This is a genomic window from Paraglaciecola sp. IT1134 (genome assembly GCF_058068185.1).
Genome location: NZ_CM176486.1, coordinates 4,652,060 through 4,674,818 on the forward strand (window position 1 = coordinate 4,652,060; position 22,759 = coordinate 4,674,818).

General features: G+C 42.9%; 18 protein-coding genes. 5 read left to right on the plus strand and 13 right to left on the minus strand.

Annotated elements, in window-relative coordinates:
* The first annotated feature begins 153 nt into the window (after positions 1-153).
* Both AC3RV5_RS20200 and AC3RV5_RS20205 read left to right on the plus strand, forming a co-directional pair.
* Positions 154-1,488: a glycoside-pentoside-hexuronide (GPH):cation symporter gene (locus AC3RV5_RS20200; protein WP_489729366.1), complete on the plus strand. Its 1,335-nt coding sequence runs from the start codon at positions 154-156 to the stop codon at positions 1,486-1,488.
* Positions 1,488-2,456 (plus strand): D-2-hydroxyacid dehydrogenase, encoded by a 969-nt coding sequence (locus AC3RV5_RS20205; RefSeq protein ID WP_489729367.1) that lies wholly within the window; start codon positions 1,488-1,490, stop codon positions 2,454-2,456. Before AC3RV5_RS20200 ends, AC3RV5_RS20205 begins: the two co-directional genes overlap by 1 nt.
* Before the next feature lie 33 nt (positions 2,457-2,489).
* Here the strand turns inward: AC3RV5_RS20205 and AC3RV5_RS20210 are convergent, their stop codons facing one another.
* The 6 genes from AC3RV5_RS20210 to AC3RV5_RS20235 all read right to left on the minus strand — a co-directional run bounded on the left by AC3RV5_RS20210 (position 2,490) and on the right by AC3RV5_RS20235 (position 9,136).
* Complete coding sequence (locus tag AC3RV5_RS20210) at positions 2,490-3,500, minus strand: SMP-30/gluconolactonase/LRE family protein (protein ID WP_489729368.1); 1,011 nt, start codon at positions 3,498-3,500, stop codon at positions 2,490-2,492.
* Complete coding sequence (locus tag AC3RV5_RS20215) at positions 3,497-4,555, minus strand: Gfo/Idh/MocA family protein (RefSeq protein WP_489729369.1); 1,059 nt, start codon at positions 4,553-4,555, stop codon at positions 3,497-3,499. Before AC3RV5_RS20215 ends, AC3RV5_RS20210 begins: the two co-directional genes overlap by 4 nt.
* 30 nt (positions 4,556-4,585) lie before the next feature.
* Positions 4,586-6,118, minus strand: coding sequence for a tripartite tricarboxylate transporter permease (locus tag AC3RV5_RS20220; protein ID WP_489729370.1), 1,533 nt, complete (start codon positions 6,116-6,118; stop codon positions 4,586-4,588).
* A 5-nt stretch (positions 6,119-6,123) separates the two neighbouring features.
* Positions 6,124-6,927: a tripartite tricarboxylate transporter TctB family protein gene (locus AC3RV5_RS20225; RefSeq protein ID WP_489729371.1), complete on the minus strand. Its 804-nt coding sequence runs from the start codon at positions 6,925-6,927 to the stop codon at positions 6,124-6,126.
* 1 nt (position 6,928) lies between these two features.
* Positions 6,929-7,936 carry a tripartite tricarboxylate transporter substrate binding protein gene (locus tag AC3RV5_RS20230; protein WP_489729372.1) on the minus strand — a complete coding sequence of 336 codons (1,008 nt, stop codon included), beginning with the start codon at positions 7,934-7,936 and terminating at the stop codon, positions 6,929-6,931.
* Positions 7,937-8,029: 93 nt separating this feature from the next.
* The gene (locus tag AC3RV5_RS20235; RefSeq protein ID WP_489729373.1) at positions 8,030-9,136 is read right to left on the minus strand and encodes an isocitrate/isopropylmalate dehydrogenase family protein; all 1,107 of its coding nucleotides are present in this window, start codon (positions 9,134-9,136) and stop codon (positions 8,030-8,032) included.
* A gap of 385 nt (positions 9,137-9,521) precedes the next feature.
* Between AC3RV5_RS20235 and otnK the strand changes: the two genes are divergently transcribed.
* The 3 genes from otnK to AC3RV5_RS20250 are packed head-to-tail and all read left to right on the plus strand — an operon-like array spanning position 9,522 to position 11,760.
* The gene (gene otnK, locus AC3RV5_RS20240) at positions 9,522-10,805 is read left to right on the plus strand and encodes a 3-oxo-tetronate kinase (protein ID WP_489729374.1); all 1,284 of its coding nucleotides are present in this window, start codon (positions 9,522-9,524) and stop codon (positions 10,803-10,805) included.
* Positions 10,796-11,434: a class II aldolase/adducin family protein gene (locus AC3RV5_RS20245; RefSeq protein WP_489729375.1), complete on the plus strand. Its 639-nt coding sequence runs from the start codon at positions 10,796-10,798 to the stop codon at positions 11,432-11,434. The genes otnK and AC3RV5_RS20245 overlap by 10 nt, the downstream gene beginning before the upstream one ends.
* Positions 11,435-11,442: 8 nt before the next feature.
* A complete protein-coding gene (locus AC3RV5_RS20250; RefSeq protein WP_489729376.1) occupies positions 11,443-11,760 on the plus strand; it encodes a putative quinol monooxygenase in 318 nt (105 codons plus the stop codon).
* On the opposite strand, the gene AC3RV5_RS20255 is transcribed toward AC3RV5_RS20250, so the two are convergent.
* From AC3RV5_RS20255 to AC3RV5_RS20285, 7 genes are all read right to left on the minus strand, one after another.
* The gene (locus AC3RV5_RS20255) at positions 11,753-12,451 is read right to left on the minus strand and encodes a DUF6445 family protein (RefSeq protein ID WP_489729377.1); all 699 of its coding nucleotides are present in this window, start codon (positions 12,449-12,451) and stop codon (positions 11,753-11,755) included. The two genes, AC3RV5_RS20250 and AC3RV5_RS20255, sit on opposite strands and share 8 nt — an antisense overlap.
* Positions 12,452-12,460: 9 nt before the next feature.
* Positions 12,461-13,942, minus strand: coding sequence for a tryptophan halogenase family protein (locus AC3RV5_RS20260; RefSeq protein WP_489729378.1), 1,482 nt, complete (start codon positions 13,940-13,942; stop codon positions 12,461-12,463).
* Positions 13,943-13,973: 31 nt separating this feature from the next.
* On the minus strand, positions 13,974-14,990 hold the full coding sequence (locus AC3RV5_RS20265; protein ID WP_489729379.1) for a cupin-like domain-containing protein: 1,017 nt from the start codon (positions 14,988-14,990) through the stop codon (positions 13,974-13,976).
* A 39-nt stretch (positions 14,991-15,029) separates the two neighbouring features.
* On the minus strand, positions 15,030-15,752 hold the full coding sequence (locus AC3RV5_RS20270; protein WP_489729380.1) for a SapC family protein: 723 nt from the start codon (positions 15,750-15,752) through the stop codon (positions 15,030-15,032).
* Positions 15,753-15,786: 34 nt separating this feature from the next.
* On the minus strand, positions 15,787-17,343 hold the full coding sequence (locus AC3RV5_RS20275) for a tryptophan halogenase family protein (protein WP_489729381.1): 1,557 nt from the start codon (positions 17,341-17,343) through the stop codon (positions 15,787-15,789).
* A 251-nt stretch (positions 17,344-17,594) separates the two neighbouring features.
* Complete coding sequence (locus AC3RV5_RS20280; protein ID WP_489729382.1) at positions 17,595-20,636, minus strand: TonB-dependent receptor; 3,042 nt, start codon at positions 20,634-20,636, stop codon at positions 17,595-17,597.
* A 453-nt stretch (positions 20,637-21,089) separates the two neighbouring features.
* Entirely contained in the window at positions 21,090-22,289 is a 1,200-nt protein-coding gene (locus AC3RV5_RS20285) for an IS4 family transposase (protein ID WP_489729383.1), read from the minus strand.
* Between the last annotated feature and the right edge of the window lie 470 nt (positions 22,290-22,759).

Consider the following 22,759-nt stretch of genomic DNA (forward strand, 5'->3'; position numbering starts at 1 on the left):
CAGCTGTAGCTGGAGCCCTGTTTTCCCTAAGGACAGAGTCACAAGGATAGGCCGAGAATACATTTTCAATAATATAACTGGCCACGCCAACCAACTAAACTAGCGGCACAAAAACGTGCCAATAATAATTATTCACGTAAAGGAAAAGGTGACATGGGATCCACAGTTAAACTAACAACAAAAGAAAAAATTGCCTACGGCTTGGGGGATACCGGAAGTAACATAGTATTTCAGGTTGTGATTAATTTCATGATGTTCTTCTACACAGATGTTTTTGGGATCACGGCCGCCGCCGCAGGCACGTTAATGCTGGTCGTTCGGGCTTTTGATGCCATCACAGATCCCTTAATGGGCGCCATAGCCGATAGAACAAAATCCCGCTGGGGTCGTTATCGCCCTTATTTATTATGGATGGCAATACCGTATGGCTTATTGGCCGTCATCGCCTTCACCACACCTGACACCAGTGAATCTAACAAACTGATATATGCTTATGTAACCTACGCACTAATGATGGTGGCTTACACGGCTATCAACATACCTTACTCCGCATTAGGTGGCATACTCACCAGTGACATTAGAGAACGTGCGTCAGTGCAGTCATGGCGCTTTGCCATGGCAAAAGCCGGTGGTCTTATTATCGCCGTTTTAACCCTGCCACTCGTCGCTTTTTTTGGCAATGGAGATGATCAACTTGGCTTTTCTTTAGCTATGGTGGTGTTGTCTATCATCGCTATTTTATGTTTTGTTGCCTGCTTTGTTTATACCAAAGAAAGAATGACTCCCTCTGCAGAGAAAGTTCCCGTTAAGAAGGACATCGGGGCTGTGTTACACAATGACCAATGGTGGGTTGTGGCAGCTATCACCTTTGTATTATTGATTACGGTCGCTATGCGTGGTGGCGTTATGCCCTATTACGTCAGCTATTTTTTACAAACTGAATCTTTAGTTGCCACCTTTGTGACGGTGAGCATGATTGGGGGGATCTTTGGGGCCCTTATGGCAAACTGGGCCAGTACCATAATGTGCAAAGTTAAACTCATGAAACTTGCTTGTGTGGGTATCGCAGTGACAAATATTGTGCTGTATTTTGTCCCCCAAGACTTAATGTATGTCGCACTAACCATCACCTTGTTAACACAATTTTTTCATATGATTTTAATCCCTATGTTGTTTTCGGCGATACCCGACACTGTAGATTATTATGAACACAAAAGTGGTTATGCTCCCATGGCCATGAGCTTTTCAGGACACCTTCTGAGCTTGAAATTTGGCATCGCGATAGGCGGAGCCTTAACGGGCTGGATTTTGGCAGGTTACGGCTACCAACCCAATATTCAGCAATCAGAATCAGCGCTAGACGGTATCCGCATTATCTTTGCCGCAAGTCCGGCTATTGGTGCCTTGATTTGTTTAGCTCTCTTGTATTTATATAAGTTGAACGATAGTTGGTCTACCTCATTACAGACTGCAAAAGGCCAAGCATAATGATAGTGCTCATGTGGATAGATGAGATGTTCATGGATGCTAAATCGCGCCAAACACTAATACAACATGCAGGTTCCTATCAGGTTTTGATCACCACCAATATGCAGCAAGTGCTGCAATGTGCTGAGGATATTGCCGTGGTCCTCGGTGACTTTCCCCGTCAGGAACTAACCTCTTTACCAAAGCTACGTTGGTTTCAACAATTTGGCACCGGTGTAGAATGGCTACAAAACCATCCTGAATTAGTGCATAAACCTTTTTTACTGACCAATTGTTCTGATGGCCATTTTGATGTAGTTGCAGACCATCTAATGGCCTTGTTGTTGGGCGTATTACGCGGCATTCCAACCGCCGTGAGAAATCAACAACAGGCTTCTTGGCAGCAGATTAGTTTGGCTGAGTGTGACTCTTTATTCCAAATTCGAGGTAAAACGGTACTGATTGTTGGGCTTGGCTCGGTTGGGATAGCCATCGCGGCGCGCCTAAAAGCATTTGGTGCCCATGTTATTGGCATAAGACGAGATCCAAGCAAAACCACCGCCAATGTGGATGAAGTTTACCCCTTAGCTGATTTAAATCAGGTAGCCAAAAAAGCCAACATTGTGGTTTCGTGCCTACCTCGAACGACACAAACTAATCACCTATTTGACAGCCGTTTTTTTGCCTGTATGAAAAAACCTGCTTTCTTTTTTAATATTGGAAGAGGTAATGCAGTTAATGAAGATGAACTCGCAAACGCGCTAGCAACAGGTGTGCTTTTTGGGGCAGGCATAGACGTGTGTACCCAAGAGCCACTAAGCAAAGACTCGCCTTTATGGACTCTTGACAACTTATTGATCACACCTCACCTAGGAGGTACTTACGATCAGGTGATTGAGACTTGGCGGGATGTAGCATTGGATAACTTGCAACGTTATACCACTGAGCAGCCACTGAGAAACCAAGTCACAAAGGTCTCTGGTTATTAATTCATTATGAAGCTTAGTTAACCAGAGGTCCGGTTATCTAAGCTTTTTAGCTATAGTGTACTCAGTGTCTGAGTCAAAATTCCAATGTGCTGGAGCCTCTCCTGTCACAGTTCCGTATAAAACGGCGACGGCCTCCCCCAACAAACACCCAAGATACAGAGTGCGGCGATCCAAACCACCAAATGCTAAGGAGCTAATATTCTTAAAAACCTTACTTTGGGCGGTACTCAGATGGCTACTGTTCATTGACCCCTGTATGAAGGCGTCTTCAACCCAGTTGACATGACTTTCTTCTACATCTTGCATCACAAGGTCCACTTGAGAAGTTTTTGGATCGACCCTTAGAATGCTATTACTGACAATACTGGTTATCCACAGAGAGCCACTTTCATCCATGGTCAGCCCATCAGGGAAAATTCCCTTTTGGTACTGGGCAACGATACGTCGATTAGCAAGATTATTATTTTCATCAATATCAAAGGCCAGCGTTTGGCGCGCAAACGTCGCGTTAGCATAAAGGGTTTTACCATCTGGCGTGACGTAGACTTCGTTTGTATAACCAATGTTATCAGCCACAATTCGCGGCCCATGGCCATCCACCAACACGATGAAACCGTCGGCCACATCACGCCTATAACCTTTTGCTCTAGGTGACTGACGTGTGCTCACGGTAATCCAAAGGCGCTCTTGATGATCAAGTAAAATAAAATTGGTAGGGGGTAGGGCTTGCCCCTCAACTTCGGTTAAAAAAGGTTCTATCTTGTTATCACGATAGACACGATAAATGCCGCCGCTATCATCTCCAAGGTGAGCCACCAAAAAACTACCGTCTGCTAACATGCAGATGCCATTGGGTTTGAGTTTCCCAAGCCCCTGCACATTTTCACCACCCATAAATTGAACATTTCCAGCAGTTGAGATTTTGGTGACACCGCCACGAAAATCAGAGACATACAAATTGCCCGCTTTGGTTGCTAACACACATTCAGGTCGCACCAGCCCCGAACCGACAAACTGCACGTCATTTATCGACATTGTGCTCATGGTGTTACCTCAATACTCGCCTGCAACTCTAAATCAATGCAGCTGCGTTGTTCATGTGATCGATAAATGGCTTGTTCAACCAAGATATTGCGTAAATATTCACAGCCTTGATTTTCCAGCGCACTGCCCTGGTGGTAATGCTGCACAATGTGTTTTATCGTTTGGTAAACACAGTCCCCACCAAAATTTGCGTCTTGCCACTCGTAAGGTATTTCGTTGCTGATTTGCTCGTTTATTTTTCGCAGCCATATTCGCCCTTCACCATCTATGTTTAACGTCCCCTGTGTTCCTGCAACTTGGCATTCCCCCATGGTACGACGTGGATTGGTACTGTTATGATCGAGCAAGCGATTTCCATCTAAAATAGCTTGCAAGTTGTGGGCAAATTGAAAGATGACTGTGCCCGCGTCTTCCCCTTTGATAACCGGGTTACAACGACGAAGTTGAGCATAAACAGAATGAGGTTCACCAAAAAAATAGCGGAAAACATCCACTATGTGTATGCCGGTTTCGTGGATCAAAAACTTAGGCATCTCTTGAAAATAAGCCTGGCGTGCTAAGTAGGCATCTTTCCCCTGACCATCGCCCGGTCTGAGATTAAATTGCACATTTAATATCTGTCCTAAAACCCCACTATCGATCACCTCTTTGGCTTTACGGATCCAAGGCATAAAACGAAAATTCTCGTGAATAACCAGTTTAATCCCCGCGTCTTTTGCTATTGTTACCATTTGCTTAGCCTGCTCGATGTTTTCACCAAATGGCTTTTGACAACATACATCTATCCCCAGCTTGGCAGCTATAGTCACGGCCTCAAGATGGGTTACGGGTGGGGTAATAATATCCAAAAAGTCTGGCTTAAGTTCGCGCAGCATCACTTCTAAGTTCTGATAATAATGCTCAATTTGGTAAGTCTGAGCGAAATGCTTGGCTTTCTCTAGGTCTCGGTTGCACACACCCACAAGTTTGACATTATCGAGCCGATTCCATGCTTCATAGTGAAACTGACTAAAATACCCTGTGCCTGAACAGGCTACTCGCAATACGTTATTCATCTTTTACAACACCTTGAGTTTGTATATCGCCTAGTGACGAGCGGTACGTCTAAAAAAGCGGTTCATAAATGCATTGCCACCACGTCGAATCAAAGGGATCTGAATTGCACAAAAAGACACAATGATAAGCAGTAAAATAACGGCAACGGGTCGCTCAAATAAAGGCCAAAAGGACCCCTCAGATAACATCAAAGCGCGCCTCAGGCTCTCATCTGCCATGCCACCCAGCACCAACCCGATCACTAGAGGAGCTAAGGGAAACTTCATTTCACTTAAAAAGTAGGCACAAATTCCCACCGGCAACATGATGTAAAGATTAAAAATGTTGATACCTAAGGAATAGGCACCCAGTACACAAAGCACACCCACCACAGGAATAAATAAGGGAGGTGGCACCTGCAATATCTTTAGCACTTGTTTTGCTAGCAACATACCATTGGCCCACATCGCCAAAGACGCCAGAACAAGGATGGCCGTTACCTCTAATAGAAAATTGGGATGATCAATCTCAATGGTTGGCCCAGGGGTAATGCCATGCAAGAGTAAAGCGCCCAATAACATGGCTGCTGGCGGGCTACCAGGTATGCCCAAGGTTAGCAGAGGGATTAATGCCCCACCTACACAGGCGTTATTAGCGGTCTCGGATGAAACGATGGCCGCTTCGGACCCATGGCCAAATTTCTTTTGCTCTTCAGGACTTGATGTTTTTTTAGCCGTGCTATAACTCACCCACCCTGCAATATCTTCTCCAATGCCGGGCACTGAACCAATACCAACACCGACACAGGCTGAGCGAAATATATGCTTAATATTACGTTTGATGGCAGCAAGTTCTGGCAGCACGCGGGATAATTTCGAGAGCTTGCCCAAGGTCTCTCTATCACTCAAGACACGGATCACTTGAGGTATACCAAATACACCAATCAACACAGGTACAATTTCAAGTCCACTGTCGAGCTGACTTTGCTCGAAGGTATAACGTGGAAAATATTGCAGTGAATCACGTCCTATGGTGGATAAAAATAATCCTAAGAACCCCGCTATCCAGCCTTTTATTACAAGGTCTTGGCTGGTAATAGAGCCACTAATAATAATGCCAAACAAAGCCAATAAGAAAAATTCCCAAGAGGTAAACTGCAGAGCGACAGCAGCAATAGCGGGGGATAAAACCACTAAGAAAACTAATCCGATAAGTGTACCAATAAGGGATGCGGTAGTGGTTAACCCTAATGCTTTTGCGCCTTCGCCGCGTTTAGCCATGGGGTATCCGTCTAAGGCTGTAGCGGCAGCAGCGGGAGTGCCGGGAATATTTAACAGGATAGCCGGGTAAGAGCCTCCGTATACCGCACCCACGTACATGCCCAACAGCGAAATAAGCGCGGTATCTGTGTTGAGGCTATAGGTCAGCGTAGTCAACAGTGCGATACCTAAGGTGGCAGTTAATCCGGGCATCGCACCAAACAAAATGCCGATAAAACTAGAGGCAAATAGTATAAGTAGATTGCTGGGCTGTGAGACTAAGTTAAAAAGAATACTAAAGAACTGTAAAAACTGGTCAATCATAGCCATCAAATCCCTAAAACATCGTAAACGAGATAATTCAGAAAACTCGAAACACTGCCATATTCAACTGGCATTGGTACGTAGAGTAAAAAACTAAAAACACAGATTAGTATCAGGGGGATCAACAAGCTGTATATCCACACCCTCAGCAGCTTGGCTGGCTCAGCCTTTAAATTAATCACACTGGCGAGTAGCAGTAGACCTAAGGCCGCAGCACAGCATAAATCGTTGATCAAAATAAGCGGCTCATCAACAATACTATCAACTAAAAACCAACTAAAAACCTCGCTATGCATACTGCGAACACTAAGCAGGACAATAGCCAGCGGGATGTGCACATATAACACCCCACGCCACATTCCAGTAAGTTGCAGGTAAAACCTGAGCATGAGCGATAACAGGAACAAACAGGTTACTAAGTAGAAATCCGCCGAGGGAATGTAGACGTAGATGTACACACACAACAGCGCGATGACGTACCATTTATCTTGAGTTTTACTATCCTTGCTGGCTGCATTGGCACTTTGCACGGTTAGTGAATTGAAATAATCACACTCCTTCCACACCTTGATGATCATTATCCCGCTCAATAGGATCAATATACTCAGCACCGATAGTGGAAATAAGGCGGGTGACACATACCACTGATTTTCTACACCACCGTACGAGCCTGTCATTGGGAAGGATAAAGTATGCACAAAAAATACAGCACAAATTATCAGCAGCACTAGCCCAACTTTAAAATTTGTACGAGCTAATGCACGACTCTTCTCGTCCATTTCCGCGACAAGCTGAATTTCCTGTTTCATATCAATTTGGTCGCGGAATATTGAGTGTTTCAGGTGACACCTTGTTGGCATTCAGCGCTTCCAAAGACCAAGCAAAAAGCGACTCTAAGCGAGCAAACTCTTGCTGTGCAGCCTCACCATACACACCACTTAGCTGATAATAGTTCAGTCGTGCCCAGTCTTTAACAGCAGATGAAGCCATCGCCTTTTTAAAGGCTGCAGCGAGTTGGTCTTTAACCACAGTTGAAGCCTGGTTATTAACAGCAAAACCAATGGCTTGACTAATAGGTAGGTGTTTAGATAACTCAGGGAAATCCACAAAGGCACTAGGAATTTTCTTGCCATCATGCATCTCAAAGGATTCTGGATGCAGCATAGCTAAGGGTCTTAGTTTGTTGCCTCGAATTAATTGAGATTGTTCTGCCATGGAGGTTATAACTAAATCAACCTCGCCGGTTATCGCCGCGGTTTGCGAAGGCGCTGAGCCCGGATAAGGGATAAAGCTTATATCTATGCCTGCTATTTTACTGAGTTCCAGTAGATGTAGATGATGATTACTGCCCAAGCCCCCTGCACCTGCACTGAGACTGCCGGGAGCGGCTTTAGCCGCAGCGATCAGTTCGGCAAGTGAATGGTAAGGAGAGTCCATTTTAACGGATATTACATCTGGAGAACTACCCACTATGAAGGGATACCACACCTCAAATTTCTCTTTCCATCCACCATTAACCGCAGCGGATACATTTGAGCTTGCCAGACCAACCAAATTATATCCATCAGGGCGTTTTCTTAAAGTGGAACTCATGCCGATTGAACCAGAGATGCCACCCGTTATATTGGTAACATTGATCCGCACACCGAGTTCTTTCGACATTTCAGCCATTATCACCCGATTTGCCGCGTCAGTACCGCCACCAGCTGACCAAACAACAGTTGTTGTGATCGGTCGCTTTGGATAGGGCTGTTGTGCATCTGCCCCAGCGCTGATAAATAGAAAAGATAACAAAAATATAAGTAAGGTTCTTAGCATAATAATTCTCCGTGTCGTTACCTAAGTGAAGACTTTGCTACAACAATGACTAGTGACATTTATGAACAATCTGTCACTAGCCACAACTGCGGTTTATAGCTTGTCTAACTCTGCCATAATACTGCGGGTGATTTTATCAGTTCCACAGGCACCACCTAGTTCATAGGGGAGAATATTCGAACTTGCGTAAGCATTCTCAACGGCGGAATTTATTAAGAGCCCAGCCTGAATTGCCGCCGCGTTATCATATTGACTCCCTAACCAATCCAGCATTAACGCGCTAGATAAAAACATCGCGGTAGGGTTCGCCTTGCCCTGACCAATAATGTCTGGTGCACTGCCATGACAAGGTTGAAATACAGCATTGTTTTCACCAATATCCGCAGACGGTGCCATGCCCATACCACCCATCAAACCAGCACCAAGATCAGATAGAATGTCACCAAACATATTCTCGGTTACCATGACATCAAAAATCCACGGTTTGCTAACCATCTGCAACGCCGCTGCATCAACATACACGTGGTCTGCTGCTATATCAGTGTGCTTGCTGGCCATTTCATCGAAAATTTGGCGCATATAATAAAACGAACCTAACACATTCGCTTTGTCCACACAGGTCACCTTCCCTGTATAGCCTTTATGTTTTCTTCTTTTTGCAAAATTAAACGCAAAATCGAACAAGCGCTCACACCCTTTACGGCTAATTTTTTGTGTATCAAAAGCGGCTTCATCGGCCCCTTCACCTTTAATGATGAAGTTATTACGGCTGGCAAAAAGACCTTCGGTACTCTCGCGGATTAATACAAAGTCTAGATTTTTAGCACGCTCATCTTGCAGCGGTAAAGGCAGACCAGGTAGGGTTTTAACCGGTCGAACACCAGCGAAGAGATCAAGTTTTTCGCGTAATTCCAACTGCGGCGCAATTTCCCGGCCATCGGGATAACGAATACTTGGCATACCCATGCAGGCTAATAAGGTGGCATCCGATTGTCTGGCGTGTTCAAGAGCTTCATCAGGAAGAGATACACCTGTCTTTTTGTAGAATGCGGCACCAGCCTCAAAAGAGCTGAAGTTCAAAGAAAATCCACCCACTTTTTCCGCCACTTTGTTCAATAAATCAATACAAGGTGGCATAACCTCATGGCCAATACCGTCACCTGGAAATACTGTAATCGTAAATTGTGTTTTACCGCTCATGTTAGCCTCAATCATCCTAAGTTATTAAATGTAAATGTTTGCTAATCGAGACGCTTTAATCATCACAACTAGAATTTCATCGTCGTTTGACAATGTGTTTTTTAAATTTTTTTGCCGTCGCTTACGCTGCTCAATTTATCCGCCACTTACCTTGCCAATCAGCCATACCTATAGATTGCCGGTACTGGCAACCATCTCGTTTCTAAGCTGATTTAACCCTGCGTCATTGCAGCTGATTTAAGTGTAATTTTAGTGGAGATAAGTATTGCAAAACAAACAATGTATAAGTTAATCTTAAATCAATGTATACATTAATTTAAATTTACTGACGTTACGAAGTCAATATATTTTTTTGGTAATCGTCATTTAGATGGAACAATGCGTTATGAATAATTACCTGCAGAAACCCATTCTCGGTTGTATCGCTGATGACTTTACGGGGGCGTCGGACTTAGCCAGCTTTCTGGTTAATAGTGGTTTAAAAACCCTACAGATCAACCGTATTCCCCTTGACTATGTGCTTGAGCTAGATGGTTATGACGCCATAGTCGTCGCGCTAAAAACACGTACTGTAGACGCTCGTGCTGCAGTTGAAACATCGCTCGCCGCCTTACACTGGCTGCAAGGCTTGGGCTGTCGCAAGTTCTACTTTAAATACTGCTCAACATTTGACTCAACGCCTAAAGGCAATATTGGCCCGGTAATAGACGCGCTGCTTGATGCCTTAAAACTATCAAGTACGATTATTTGTCCGGCACTACCTGTTAATGGCAGAACGGTATACATGGGCCATCTTTTTGTGGGTGATGCCCCCTTAAACGAGAGTCCCTTAAAAGATCACCCTTTAACGCCCATGCAAGACTCCTCGGTGGTACGGCTTATTGAAGCTCAGGGGCAAGGTAAAGCGATAAACATTCCCTATCATTGTATCGAAGGAGATGAGGTCTCTTTTAAGGCAGCGTTACGTGCAGCCGCGCAAAATTATCGATATCTCGTACTGGATACCTTAAGTACCGAGCATTTAGAACGCATTGGCCGAAATGTAGAAACATTCACCCTCATCACTGGCGGCTCAGGTTTAGCAACCAATCTCACTAGTGAATTTTCTCAATATGGCTGGGTAGCTAATTCAGCAAAAAACACAGTGCGACAGACGGATGGGCCGACACTGATACTCAGTGGCAGCTGTTCTGCCATGACCCAGCGGCAAGTGGCTGATTACAAACAAACACACCCAGCACTTTATATCGACCCTTTTAAACTGCTAAATCAAAGCCAAACCTATGAGCAAATACTCGAATGGGCCCTGCAAAATAAATCTGCAGCACCCTTAATTTACAGCACATCCTCGAAAGAAGTAGTCAATAAGGTACAAAGTGAAATAGGCTTTGAAAAATCCCAAGTGTTACTAGAAGGGACCTTAGCTAAACTGGGTGAAGACTGTATTAAGGCTGGTTTTAAAAACATTATTGTTGCTGGCGGTGAAACCTCGGGGGCCATTGTGAAGCGTTTACATATACATGCTTTCGAAATTGGCCAGAGTGTTAGCCCCGGTGTTCCTATATTACATTCCATAGCACCCCCTATCATCAATCTGGCATTGAAATCAGGTAATTTTGGTGATCAAACTTTCTTTCAAACTACGCTGGAGAAACTCACATGCCGATAGATGAAAAAACCGCAAAACAAAAAATTGTCCAATACGCCCGCTCTATTTTCAAGCGGGGCTTAACCTCTGGAGCATCCGCGAATATGAGTGTTCGCATTGACAGCGGCTGGGTCATCACTCCGACCAATACTTGTTTCGGTTTTTTACAAGAGGATGAGCTGTCCGTTATCGATCATCAAGGTAATTTAATCCGCGGTAGTAAGGCCTCTAAAGAGTTCAGCTTACACAAGGCAATGTACGATAAACGCCCCCTAGATAACTGTATTATTCATTTGCATTCCACTTACGCAACAGCGTGGTCTTGCTTGCCTTTGGATAATCTGGCTGACTGCGTCCCCACTTATACTCCGTATCTAACAATGCGCTTGGGGACAATTGCTTGTGTACCTTATTTTGCTCCCGGCGATATTGGTTTGGCAGTGGCAGTAGGCAAAGTCGCAACAAAGCATGCTGGCGTCATCATGGCTAACCATGGGCCGATTGTATCTGCCCAAACTATTGATGCATGTTTCTATGGGATGGAGGAATTAGAAGAGAGTTGTAAGTTAGCCTTTGTGCTAAGCACAAAGCTTCCTCGACTATTGACCGACAGTCAAATAAACCACCTAAGACAAAACACAAAACCTTAAGGAAATTTATGTTTGTAGTTACCGTAAAATTCATCGTTAAAGAGACTTTCCAATCTCAATTTATGGAAGCCGTACAAAAACAAGCGAACGATTCTTTAAATCTAGAATCTGACTGTTATTACTTTGATGTGTGCACGAGTCAAGAAAACCACAAGGAAGTATTTTTGTATGAAATCTACGGGTCAGGCAGAGCATTTGATCAACATTTAATGACGAGTCACTTCAAAAGTTTTAATCAAAAAACGGCTGACTGGATAGAGTCAAAAAAAGTAGAAATTTATAAGCATGCGAGAGCACGGCAAGAGCGTATAGAGGGATTCAACTAAATTCGATAAACATATTCGCGGTTAACCTTCCGTTTGATGGCTTAGCACTGATATCTCGTTCTACATCAACGATTACAGAATGTAATAAGTTGCCCGGATAAATAACGAGCCTGTTCACGGTATAGTCTACTTGATGATACAGCTGGTAATGCGCAGAGCTGGTATTACAAAACCCAGTGGGCTTTTGATAATCGTGCAAAAAACGATTGGCTGCTTCAAAATAATCCACTTCCTGATGAGCATTGATCCGTTCCAGTCCAGTTGGGTTATGCCGAAAAAAACCGGTGCCCCCGTGTCTTGCATCATGCAAATAATGTAATACTGCAAAAAAATAAGGCTTGGGCGTGTCTATATGCGGAATTGACTGCACCAAAGTCAGTTCATCTGGTTGAGTCGTGATCAGAGAGAAATAATTACTTTTTGGCGTTGGTTTCAACTCTTTGGGTATTTGGTATACAGAGTAAAGCCCTTGCATAATCGGCTTTAGGCACGCAACCACGTATTCTTTAGGTAATTTTGAGCGCACACCTGGGTAGTAGGTCTGCGTATCTGGCTGAAAATCACTTTCCGAGTACGCGTACTCAACAACAGGGCTAAGATCCTCAGCGTAGTTGTCAATAATAATAACAGGCGTCTTCTGCCGTCCTATTAACTCAACCTTGGGTACGCTTGTACGATTGATTTGGATCATTTAATAAGACTACATTCTTATAGGACAGTAATTTTTGATAAATTCCAGGTGATTCGGCAAGTTAGCCACTTTGCGGCTTATGGTTGAACTGATATTATCCAAAAAGCCTTTCAGCTCTTTATCGCTCATCATATCCACAATAGCATGATACTTTTGTGGTATAAGCCCTTGTCCCAGCATTACTTGGATCCACGATGTCTCGCCAAATAGTTCACCATCAGTTTTGTGTGCTTGGCCACTTTCTTCAAATAATTTTAATCGTTGCTGCAAGGTGTCAGGAATTGGCATACTTTTACAATAGCGCCAAAATGGGCTGTCAGTTCGATCGGTTACATTGTAATGCAGGATGATAAAGTCTCTAATATTATCAATCTCGAAACGCATTTTTTTGTTGTATTCGTTGATGTTTGACTCTTCCATTTGCTTGGAAGGCATTAACAACATGAGTCGGATAATACTTTGTTGGATCAAATGGATGCTGGTTGACTCTAGGGGTTCAATAAAGCCACTCGATAAGCCCACAGCAACACAGTTTTTATTCCAGTGTTTGCGTCGAGTCCCCGTGCGAAATTTTATCACCCTAGGTTCGTTAAGTAGTTTACCTTCGATGTTATTTAGCAGCGTTTTTTTCGCCTCATCATCAGATAGATATTTACTGCAAAATACCAAACCATTACCCATTCTGTTCTGTAGCGGAATTTGCCATTGCCAACCAGCTTGATGGGCGATTGAACGAGTATAAGGTACTGGGGGTTTAACTTGTTCAGTCTGCACGGCTATTGCACTATCGCAAGGTAGCCAATGACTCCAATCTTCATAGCCAGTATTTAGAGCCTGCTCAATGAGTAAACCTCTAAACCCCGTACAGTCAATAAACAAATCGCCTTCAATTGTTTGCCCGTTTGCTAGGGTAATTGATTGGATAAAGCCGTTTTGTTCATTGAGCGTAACTCTATCAATTTTACCTTCAATGCGTGTTGCTCCGTACTGTTCTGAAAATTTTCTTAAAAATTTAGCGTATAAACCAGCGTCGATATGAAATGCATGATTGCGATCTTGATTAGGTAACACCGCAAACTTTCCTTGGCGGCAAGCGACGTGTTCTAGGCAATAATCACCAATTTCACTGGCTAAACCTTGTTGTTGCCCTTTTATCCAAAAATGCTGAAATCCGGCAGCCCAGCAGCCTTGCCCTAAATAACCAAAGGAGTGAATGTAGTCTTTACTGACGTCACGCCAATTCTCAAATGAAATACCCAATTTAAACGTAGCGTTTGTTGCGGCCATAAAATCGGATTCTTTTATTTTTAACAAATCGTGAAAAATATGTAGAGTGGGGATGGTTGCTTCACCCACCCCGACAGTGGGAATTTCATCTGATTCGACTAGGGTAATATTTAAATTTTTACCGAGTAATTTTGCTAGGGCGGCGGCGGCCATCCATCCAGCGGTGCCGCCACCGGCTATAACAACATTTTTTACTGCATTCATGGTACTTGGCCTATCTTTTGGTATCGGACTGTTATCGTCTCAATTTATTTTGCAAATCAGCACGGATTTTTCGGGCTGATAATTCGTCCATTGGACTTGCTAGAAAACTTCTGGCTTCTTCAGGAATATGTGCAAAATTCTCTGTTTTAAAATCAAAAACATATTGTTCGAATAAACATTTCCATGCATCTCGTTGCACTTGAGGTAAATCTCTTATACTCATGATTGAGTGCAAAAGTGCGTTGGTTGGTCGCCCCATATAGCCAGAGCTATTGCGCCACCAATGCGTAATCAATACATTAAAATCATCTAAACCTTCAACATGATGCCACCACATACTTGGTAGTATTAATGCGTCTCCTGGCTCTAACTCAGCAACCAGGGCTTTTTCCAATGCTTGGCTAAATTTGGGGTGTTGTTTAAAATCTGGAGCCGCAAAATCAACGGTACTAATTTCTTGCCCACCCGGAGCTCTATCGAGGGGGCCTACATAAAGATTTTTACCTTGTTCAGGAGGAAACAAAGTAAAACGCCTGCGTCCTACAACTGAGCAAGCCAAATTTTGTGCAAAATCGTAGTGAGCAGCGATACGACTGCGACTTCCCAGCCAAATATTGATAATAGAATCATCCAATGCACTCGAAGCCTTTGCTTCGTCTGCTAAGCCGGGAAGAAATTGCTTTATCCCGGTTGAACTGACATATACGCTTGCAGGTTCGTTTTTACCTTGTTCGGCAAAAATAGCCTGCAATACTTGCTTTAAATCTTGCTGTTTTGATTCGAAATTGAAACCCGTCATATTGGAGTTATAGTAAACACGCCCTCGTTCTTGGGCTGCAAGATAACAGGCATTAATTGGCATGCCCCGATAAAACCTTAATAAATAATCAGCTGCGGCCTTAGCAGATTTCCGCCCTGCGATAACTATCGGCCAATCCGCCGAAAAATCTTTTAAAATCAATGGCACATCTGAAGCCAGCATCTCTACTGAAATATTGTTAGGGCTATAACCAACGAGGGTTTTTACTTTTTGTGTGATTTTTAACATTATTGTCTCGTTTACAAACTCTCTTTAGCAATGAGATCGTTACAGGCGAGCATTTTTTCTATCAACTAAGTCTCTAAAATGCACTTGTGAAGCCAGCATCAAATACGCTGCCTGCAGGTAGCCTGATTTATGCAATTCAGTAATTTTTTGATCACTAAGCTTATTTAAGGCATCTTCATTAATGGTGTAAAACCCCATTAACTGGTGTTGACTGCCATCTTTTTGTTCAATATCTATTGTCACTGACTCAATCAGATCACAAGATTCTATCGCGTTAATAAAATCTTCATTTTCTTGCAAACCTTGATGCAAGGTTTCCAGAATGTTGGCAATATTTTCTAAATATTCACTGTTACCTCCATATTCCAAAAATAAGTCTGTGCCCTTATCCTTACTGACTCTAGGGGAGTCCAAATCAAGTGTAATAACACGTTGTTTTTCGGTGGTTCCGCCATTGGCTACATTCTGAAAGCCGATTAAAAAGGGCATGCGCTGCAAAGCTAAAGGAATATAATTGGCGTCCCAACCATCCTCGTTCAGAAAAAGGTTTTCTTCGCTCTTAAGACCAAATAAAGCAACCGATACAAATTTTCCGGTGTTAGCATCCTTATTAAATAGAATAGGATAATGGGCTTGCACACTGCGAAACTCTCGGAAAAACGTTTGGCAATACCAAAGGTTGTCACCGTATTTGGCACTGCGTGCGGTGTTAATTTTAAGATCTTTGTGTTCAATACTATTTAATAAAACGTGGTTTGCCATTTTTTAATCCAATTTCAGATACTTAAGCCAGAAACTATATTTTTGATAACCCATATTGGCTGATTTTGTTAATTAATTGACGGTTCGTCGGTAAAACAGCCAGAAGCTGCTTGGTGTGCTGTCTATTTTCCTCAAATAATTGTTCTGCTTTTTCTCTGTGAGCCAGCCTCTTAGGTCGAGGTAATGTCTGGGTTATAAACTTCATGCCATATAAAACATATTGAAAACTTGCATAAGGAAACAACTCTTCTGTTTGGGCTAAGTCATATTGACCTGGCACTTGATATTTCCATAACTCAATCATTTCCTGCAGATGTTCTGGTACATGAGCTGACGCTCGGTTATCTAACCAATAGCTTGAATCAGATCGATGACTCAGTACGTAATGAAGTTTTAAGAACTCAATTATTTTTTGCCAACGATATAAAAATTTATCGTTAAAGCGTTTGGCTACAATATCCATGACACAACGGTTAGCCGGTAAATTTTCGCTCAGCATTTTTGCTGATAGCTCAATCAAGGCCAACGCTGAAGCCTCCAAAGGCTCAATGAATCCTGCCGATACACCAATGGCAACACAGTTTTTGTGCCAAAATTTTTCCCTATGCCCAGGATTAAACGATAATTTTCGCACTGCAACGGCATCCGCTGCGTTTTGGCCCATTGAAGGAACAAGATATTCACGTAATTGACGTTCAGCTAAATCATCTGAAATGTGCGAACTTGAATAGGTATGACCTACACCTCGCCTTGATTGCAAACCAATATCCCAAATCCAGCCAGCCGTTTGCGCGGTAGATAAAGTAAATGAAGCGATAGGATCTTCTTCAGTTTTGTTCGGCACGTGAACCGCCAGCGCTGAATCGTTAAATAGCACTTCTTTTTGACTGACAAAATTGATATTGAAGTGTTTACCCAGCAGCAAAGAGGCTCCCCCCGTACAATCAACAAACAGATCGCCATGAATGTCTCCATGCTGTTTGGTGGATACTGAGGCTATATCACCATTTTCGGATGAATTGACAGAAGTGACATGGTCGACAATGTGTTTTACGCCCAGTTTTTCGACACAGTGTTTTCGCAAAAAAGCGCTAAATTTTCCTGCATCGAGATGGTAGCCGTAATTAGCATTGAAAGCATATTCGGCAGTAGAAATTTGTTTTGGCGCTAAACCATTGCTGCATAGGGTCCCTTGTACGCACACCGCATCAGCAAAACTTATTGCATTGCTGTGAGGTTGCCAGTAGGGGACTAAATCTAATTCGTTATGCCCTCTTGGTAGAGAAAATGGGTGGTAGTAGTAATCTGCGTTACGATGCAACCAAGCACTGAATTTTGAACCCTGCTTAAAACTTGCATCGCATTGTAAAAGAAACTCTGTTTCAGAAATGCCCATTTTTTTAAGCGTATTTCGCATCGAAGGCCAAGTACCTTCACCTACTCCCAGCGGAGCAACGTCCGCCGATTCAATTAGTGTAATGGCAATGCCAGTATTGTTTTCCACTTTATGTTCTGCGGCAATAACACCAGCAGTTAACCAGCCTGCGGTTCCCCCCCCAACTATAGTTATTTTTCTTAGGACATTATTCATACTACTTCACCACACACTGTAAGTTTGAGTAATACATCAATATGAAGTTTAGTGTTCAAATAGTCTGCTCTTCTTTTACGCTGAAAGAGACATTTTTGTGAACAATGTTTTTATGGACATAGAGTATTGTAAACACTGTGCTAGGCACCCTAACTTATCTTTCAACGCTAAACTTTTATAGCATAAAAGGCCGCATGAATTCACCAAACTCAGCGGCCTATTAAACGTTTTATTAACTATTTATTGAGTCATTAGAACGTATATCGTGCACCTAAATTATATCGAGCTCCCGACTGCGTCAGGCGATAAGTTAAAGCTTCTTCACGACCATGCTGAGTAATGTACTCGTCAGTAATGTTGATTCCTTCGAAAAACACCGTTAGACCTTCAACCTGAGGAACATCGTAACTCACATTAAAATCGATTTGTGCATACGCCTCAGTGAAAACAGGCATTGTTAAATCGTTATTAATACGACGCTCACTCAAAAACTCGTCTCGCCAGTTATAAGCAATACGCGCTTGTAAACCGTCTTTGTCATAAAATAACACTGCGTTCGCGGTATCACTCAAACCTACTAAGGCTTCTGTATCGTTAAGTGACGAAGTGTCATACGCAAGGTCGGTATCCACCATGGTGTAGTTGAAGATACCACCAAAACCAGTTTCACCTAACAAATGTTGAACGTTAAATTCGAACCCATCGATAGTGTGTTCTTTATCACCGTTAATAGGCACTCGGATGGCAAAATTAACTACGTTATCAGTAGCTGGATCACCAATAATTGAGCCTCCGTCTAAATTGCCGTCTGTATCAAAATTTGGTATTACATTAGGATCATTTGGATAATTAATAAAGATATAGTCACGAATATCAGCGAGTGAAGAGCCAACGGGTAGCGCGGCAACTGCAGCATCATATTTTTGACCATCGAAAGGGTTAGGTAAATTGAATACCTGCTGATTTACTGTACCGGTGCTTAACCAATTTGATACCTTTTTCTTAAAGTATCCGACAGAGGCATAACTTCCTTCTTCGTAATACCATTCAAAAGATAGATCAAAGTTTTTCGATTCCAGTGGTTTAAGACCTGGATTACCTGAATTACCTGAATATCCACTTGGTGTACCACCGGTATTAATTGTAGTGCCACCCAATAACGAATTATATCCTGCGCGAGAAATAGTTTTACCTGCCGCTGCTCGTAAAACAATATCATCAGTCAATTCTATGTTGAAATTCAAGCTTGGCAAAAATTGGCTATAGTCAGCAGACTCATTCAGTGTGGCAAGACCATTTTGGCCGGTAACCGAGGTGGATGTCGCTTCATTCCATTCTACTCTGCTATAACTTGGCACTGACGCTTCAGAATAAATATCGGTACTTTCTTGGCGTAAACCTAAGTGAGCATCGAAAGGCATTGAACCAATTTCGCCGTCGTAGTTAAATTTTATGAAGACTGCAGTGGTTTCTTCTTCGGTAAAACGGTTGGTTTCTGCATCCCAATCAGTCGAAGCACAGAAATGACCTTCGCCATTTGGTCCAGCCGAACCACCTGCAGGTGCCTTGCAATCTCCCCATACTGTATCCACGTTTGCAACGGGGTCAGCCAGTTCAGCTGCGGCTACAATTTCATCAAAGTCAGCAAACCAGATCCTATCGAATAAATCATATTCACCTTGAGTGGCGGTACCAGAGAAGTCACCTGATTTTGCTTCAAATTTGTCTAAAATTGTATCTTCTTTCCAATTAACTCCAGCAAAATCCCCTTCTACACCGACACCACCCCAGTCAGCACGCTGAACTTGAGTATGACGGAAACGGTTATTAACGGTATTAATTGATGCGCCAAAATCGATGTTGAATTTATCGGTTAAATGGTACTGACCTGTTAATTGCGTTTGGTCAATTTCAGAGGTGTAATAATCATTCGCAAACCAGCTACCTGAGAGGCGTATTGTTTGTGGATTGAACTGCTCAATATTGCCGGTCGCAATACCGGGCAATTCACCCGTTAAGTCCAACCCTGTGCGATTACGAGTATAAGAAGGCAATTGAATATTGTTGCGCGTACCATGGCGAGGATCCGTTGCTTTCATTTCGGCTTCTGAACTATGGTGATCAAGTTCGAATGAAAGATCATCTGTGGCTTGCCATTCTATGTTTAAGCCGATTGAGTCTGTGGTTTGTTCATCTCCCCAAGCTCCAACTGTTAAAGATGTATCGCGGTAATCGGTACCAGCAGCGTTAATTGTATATATCTCAGAATAGATTAGCGGTACGGCACTTGGACCATCGGTCCAAACTGACTCGCTGCGGTCGCCGTTATAACCAAACCATACAGAAGCATCGGTATGTTGCTCCTCAATCGTATTTTTGATCAAGGTGTAATCAAGAGTCGCAGTAATATTATCAGTTGGTTTGAACTGTAATACCAATTGCCCGTTCAAACGTTCACGTTGACGCTCTTCGAACGAATAACGTGGCTGTTGTGGGGTAGAATATATTCCTGAAGTAGGACGATTTGTGCCGCCTGCAGCACCGGCAGGTACGCCACCCCAGCCTGTATTTTCGAATGTGCTGCCACGATAGCCTTGGGTATCAATAAATTCTTGCGTGCCACTTTCACGCTCTTGGTAGCTACCAGAAATGGATACACCAAATGTGTCATCAGCGAACGTTTGTGAATACAAACCACTAATTTCTGGCGTTGTGCTGCCTTTATCTGTAGACGTATCTTCGACAAGTTTTGCACCAATAGTCGCTTTAATACCTGGGCTGCTTAACGGTCTATGTGTAGATATATTAATGGTTGCACCAATACCACCAGAAGTGACGGCTGCGTCAGCAGTCTTATATACTTCTACACCAGAAACACTTTCTGACGCTACATTTCCAAAATCAAAAGTTCTATCACCCGTGGTATTGGGTAATTGACGACCATTTAAGGTAATAAGGTTGTTGGCTGCGCCAAATCCACGAACCGTTACTTTGCTACCTTCACCATTTGAGCGATCGATCGAAACACCAGTAATACGCTGAAGTGACTCTGCAAGGTTAGTATCAGGGAATTTCCCCATATCTTCAGCTGAGATAGCATCTACAATGCCAGAAGACCCTCGTTTTACATCCATTGCACGAATTAAGCTGCCGCGAATACCACTGACTTGAATAACTTCTACGTCACCCTCTGCCACTTCTTGGGCCATAGCAGGCATTAGCACTGCACTTGAGAGGAGAATTGAAATGCTTCGAGTCAGCAATGATTTGTTAAATTTTTTATTGTGTCTCATTTATGTGTGTCCTGTATTTCTGTTGATTTACATTAACTAAAAACCGCAAACATCTAAACGCAAACGCATTCACAAATTTGTTTGCCGCCCTATGTCGTCCTTTCAAAACCTAGGTTTCACCAGAAAACGTATAGACTCTAAAGCCAATAAGTAGTGAAACGATATAGCTTCTAAAAGTTTCCAGTTGCTCTACTTTTATTCAAAATCTACACTTCAATATGTCAATAAACGTTTTCATAATGTGTGATTTAATTTAACAACTTATCAACAATATACGCGCGGATTAATATAGGATATTCATTATCTTCTTGAGACCATTATGTTTTTCCACATTCTTATCTTGTAAGGTTAACGTTAAAAATCGGGTTTTATGCAAAATAGCTTTCAATGACGTTGAATTGTATTTTGAGATCAATTTTTTGACGACTCTAACCCTGAGGGATCCCCACGAATTTAATTGACACCTGCTGAAGCCTCCCGAATGCCTTGCTTGAGTAAATCTATTGCGTCTCTTAAATGCCGCTTGTGTAACCTCAATCGTTTATCAGCCACCGCTCGTAGGCCTAAAAAATGAAATGATAGTATTGTTCTGGTTTTGACTGAATTTGCTTGGTAGCGTCGGTGCAGGTTGGCACTTTTAACGGCTAGTCCTACCAACATGAGGACTAAACTAGCCAACGTGGCAATCAATATTAGTAAAGTGAGTCGGCGTTTTAGAGTGCTTTTATTTTGTTCAAAACCCAGCCCATATAAGCGACTTTTCATATCTCTGAAGCCTTCTTCAATCTGCATTCTGGTGCGATAAATAGCCACCACTTGTTTCGCCAATTTACTACTTTTGGGCAATGAAGTACTAAGCAACCACGGGTCTTGGGCGCCTCTGGCATGGGTCTTTGATGTTTTAGACTTTCGCGGTACTCCAACACGATTTAGGTTATGCCGCCCTTTGCTTTTTTGTTTGTAACTTATCAGTCGACAGGAAAGCGGATTGCTGCGGTTAATACTGCCACTGATGAGTTTAGGTGTGCTGGTGGCGATGGCATATAAATCCGTAACGTTGTGCCAACTTTTGCCTTTATCAAGTGTATAGAAATTAGGTTTTCGTGTCCGTCCTACGAAGTCCCCATCCAGCGCTATTACCGCTCTGAACCAGGGCGTTTTGAACCCTGCATCAGTCGCAACGACGGGCTTAACATCCTTGCCTACCATGGTTTTCAGTTTACTCAGAAACTGTTTGTGAGTGGCAGGTTTCTCTTTCGTTTTAAGACCATGCACTTCTTGATAAAGTGTGACACTGCGGCCATCAAAGGCTAGCGATGCACGCAGCAGAAAATGGCCTTTGTGCTCATCTAAATCTGACCAGTCTACCAATATGATCGGACGGGATGAGATGCGACCAAACAGGTAACATATTGCGGTATAAATGTGATCCGACTCAATCAGCAGATGTGGATTGGAGCACAGCCTGTCGGTGCGTTTAATGTTATGTTTTTCAAACGCTTTATGATCTATCCTCCGGCCCTTGCCGGTCACGCTGGCAGCGCCACCGTGCAACAGGCTATGCACACATGCACAAAGCGCCTGAAAACGCATTTTGTGCATATTGAGGGTGACAAGTGACAGCGTATTGTTCAAGATAGTGTTTACATTCATGGTGTTTACCGGTTAGTGATTTTTGGCGATTGATCTGATCACCAAATGCCATGAATGTTCCCCAGTTTTTCAACTATCCTTCTGATTTGTATATATTATTCGTGGGGATACCTCAGACTCTAACCCTTTGTTTTAAATATCAAAATGTGAACCTGATATGATTGAATAACCAAGCATCGTTGGAAAAATGACTATTCATTTCGCTAGATAAGTTCAACTTTATTTTTTGGAACGTGATGGGGGGTGATACTTTTATTCAACCGTTAAATATGATTTCTGAACAACGTTCCGTTGCTGCTCAGCTTTACACAGCAACGGTATAAGTTCAAAATCTTGATGGGAGATAACTGGTTTTTCTTTGCCCTTTTTACAAGGAAAAGAGGTTGGGTTCATTGGCCGGAGTTAATGCCCACTACATTATCAAACTGGCAGTTGCTAGTGCATCTTCGAACAGCTATTTCTGATCTATT

Coding starts and splice junctions, on each gene's coding strand:
- AC3RV5_RS20200 (WP_489729366.1), top strand. CDS start 154: ATGGGATCCACAGTTAAACTAACAACAAAAGAAAAAATTGCCTACGGC.
- AC3RV5_RS20205 (WP_489729367.1), top strand. CDS start 1,488: ATGATAGTGCTCATGTGGATAGATGAGATGTTCATGGATGCTAAATCG.
- AC3RV5_RS20210 (WP_489729368.1), bottom strand. CDS start 3,500: ATGAGCACAATGTCGATAAATGACGTGCAGTTTGTCGGTTCGGGGCTG.
- AC3RV5_RS20215 (WP_489729369.1), bottom strand. CDS start 4,555: ATGAATAACGTATTGCGAGTAGCCTGTTCAGGCACAGGGTATTTTAGT.
- AC3RV5_RS20220 (WP_489729370.1), bottom strand. CDS start 6,118: ATGATTGACCAGTTTTTACAGTTCTTTAGTATTCTTTTTAACTTAGTC.
- AC3RV5_RS20225 (WP_489729371.1), bottom strand. CDS start 6,927: ATGAAACAGGAAATTCAGCTTGTCGCGGAAATGGACGAGAAGAGTCGT.
- AC3RV5_RS20230 (WP_489729372.1), bottom strand. CDS start 7,936: ATGCTAAGAACCTTACTTATATTTTTGTTATCTTTTCTATTTATCAGC.
- AC3RV5_RS20235 (WP_489729373.1), bottom strand. CDS start 9,136: ATGAGCGGTAAAACACAATTTACGATTACAGTATTTCCAGGTGACGGT.
- otnK (WP_489729374.1), top strand. CDS start 9,522: ATGAATAATTACCTGCAGAAACCCATTCTCGGTTGTATCGCTGATGAC.
- AC3RV5_RS20245 (WP_489729375.1), top strand. CDS start 10,796: ATGCCGATAGATGAAAAAACCGCAAAACAAAAAATTGTCCAATACGCC.
- AC3RV5_RS20250 (WP_489729376.1), top strand. CDS start 11,443: ATGTTTGTAGTTACCGTAAAATTCATCGTTAAAGAGACTTTCCAATCT.
- AC3RV5_RS20255 (WP_489729377.1), bottom strand. CDS start 12,451: ATGATCCAAATCAATCGTACAAGCGTACCCAAGGTTGAGTTAATAGGA.
- AC3RV5_RS20260 (WP_489729378.1), bottom strand. CDS start 13,942: ATGAATGCAGTAAAAAATGTTGTTATAGCCGGTGGCGGCACCGCTGGA.
- AC3RV5_RS20265 (WP_489729379.1), bottom strand. CDS start 14,990: ATGTTAAAAATCACACAAAAAGTAAAAACCCTCGTTGGTTATAGCCCT.
- AC3RV5_RS20270 (WP_489729380.1), bottom strand. CDS start 15,752: ATGGCAAACCACGTTTTATTAAATAGTATTGAACACAAAGATCTTAAA.
- AC3RV5_RS20275 (WP_489729381.1), bottom strand. CDS start 17,343: ATGAATAATGTCCTAAGAAAAATAACTATAGTTGGGGGGGGAACCGCA.
- AC3RV5_RS20280 (WP_489729382.1), bottom strand. CDS start 20,636: ATGAGACACAATAAAAAATTTAACAAATCATTGCTGACTCGAAGCATT.
- AC3RV5_RS20285 (WP_489729383.1), bottom strand. CDS start 22,289: ATGAATGTAAACACTATCTTGAACAATACGCTGTCACTTGTCACCCTC.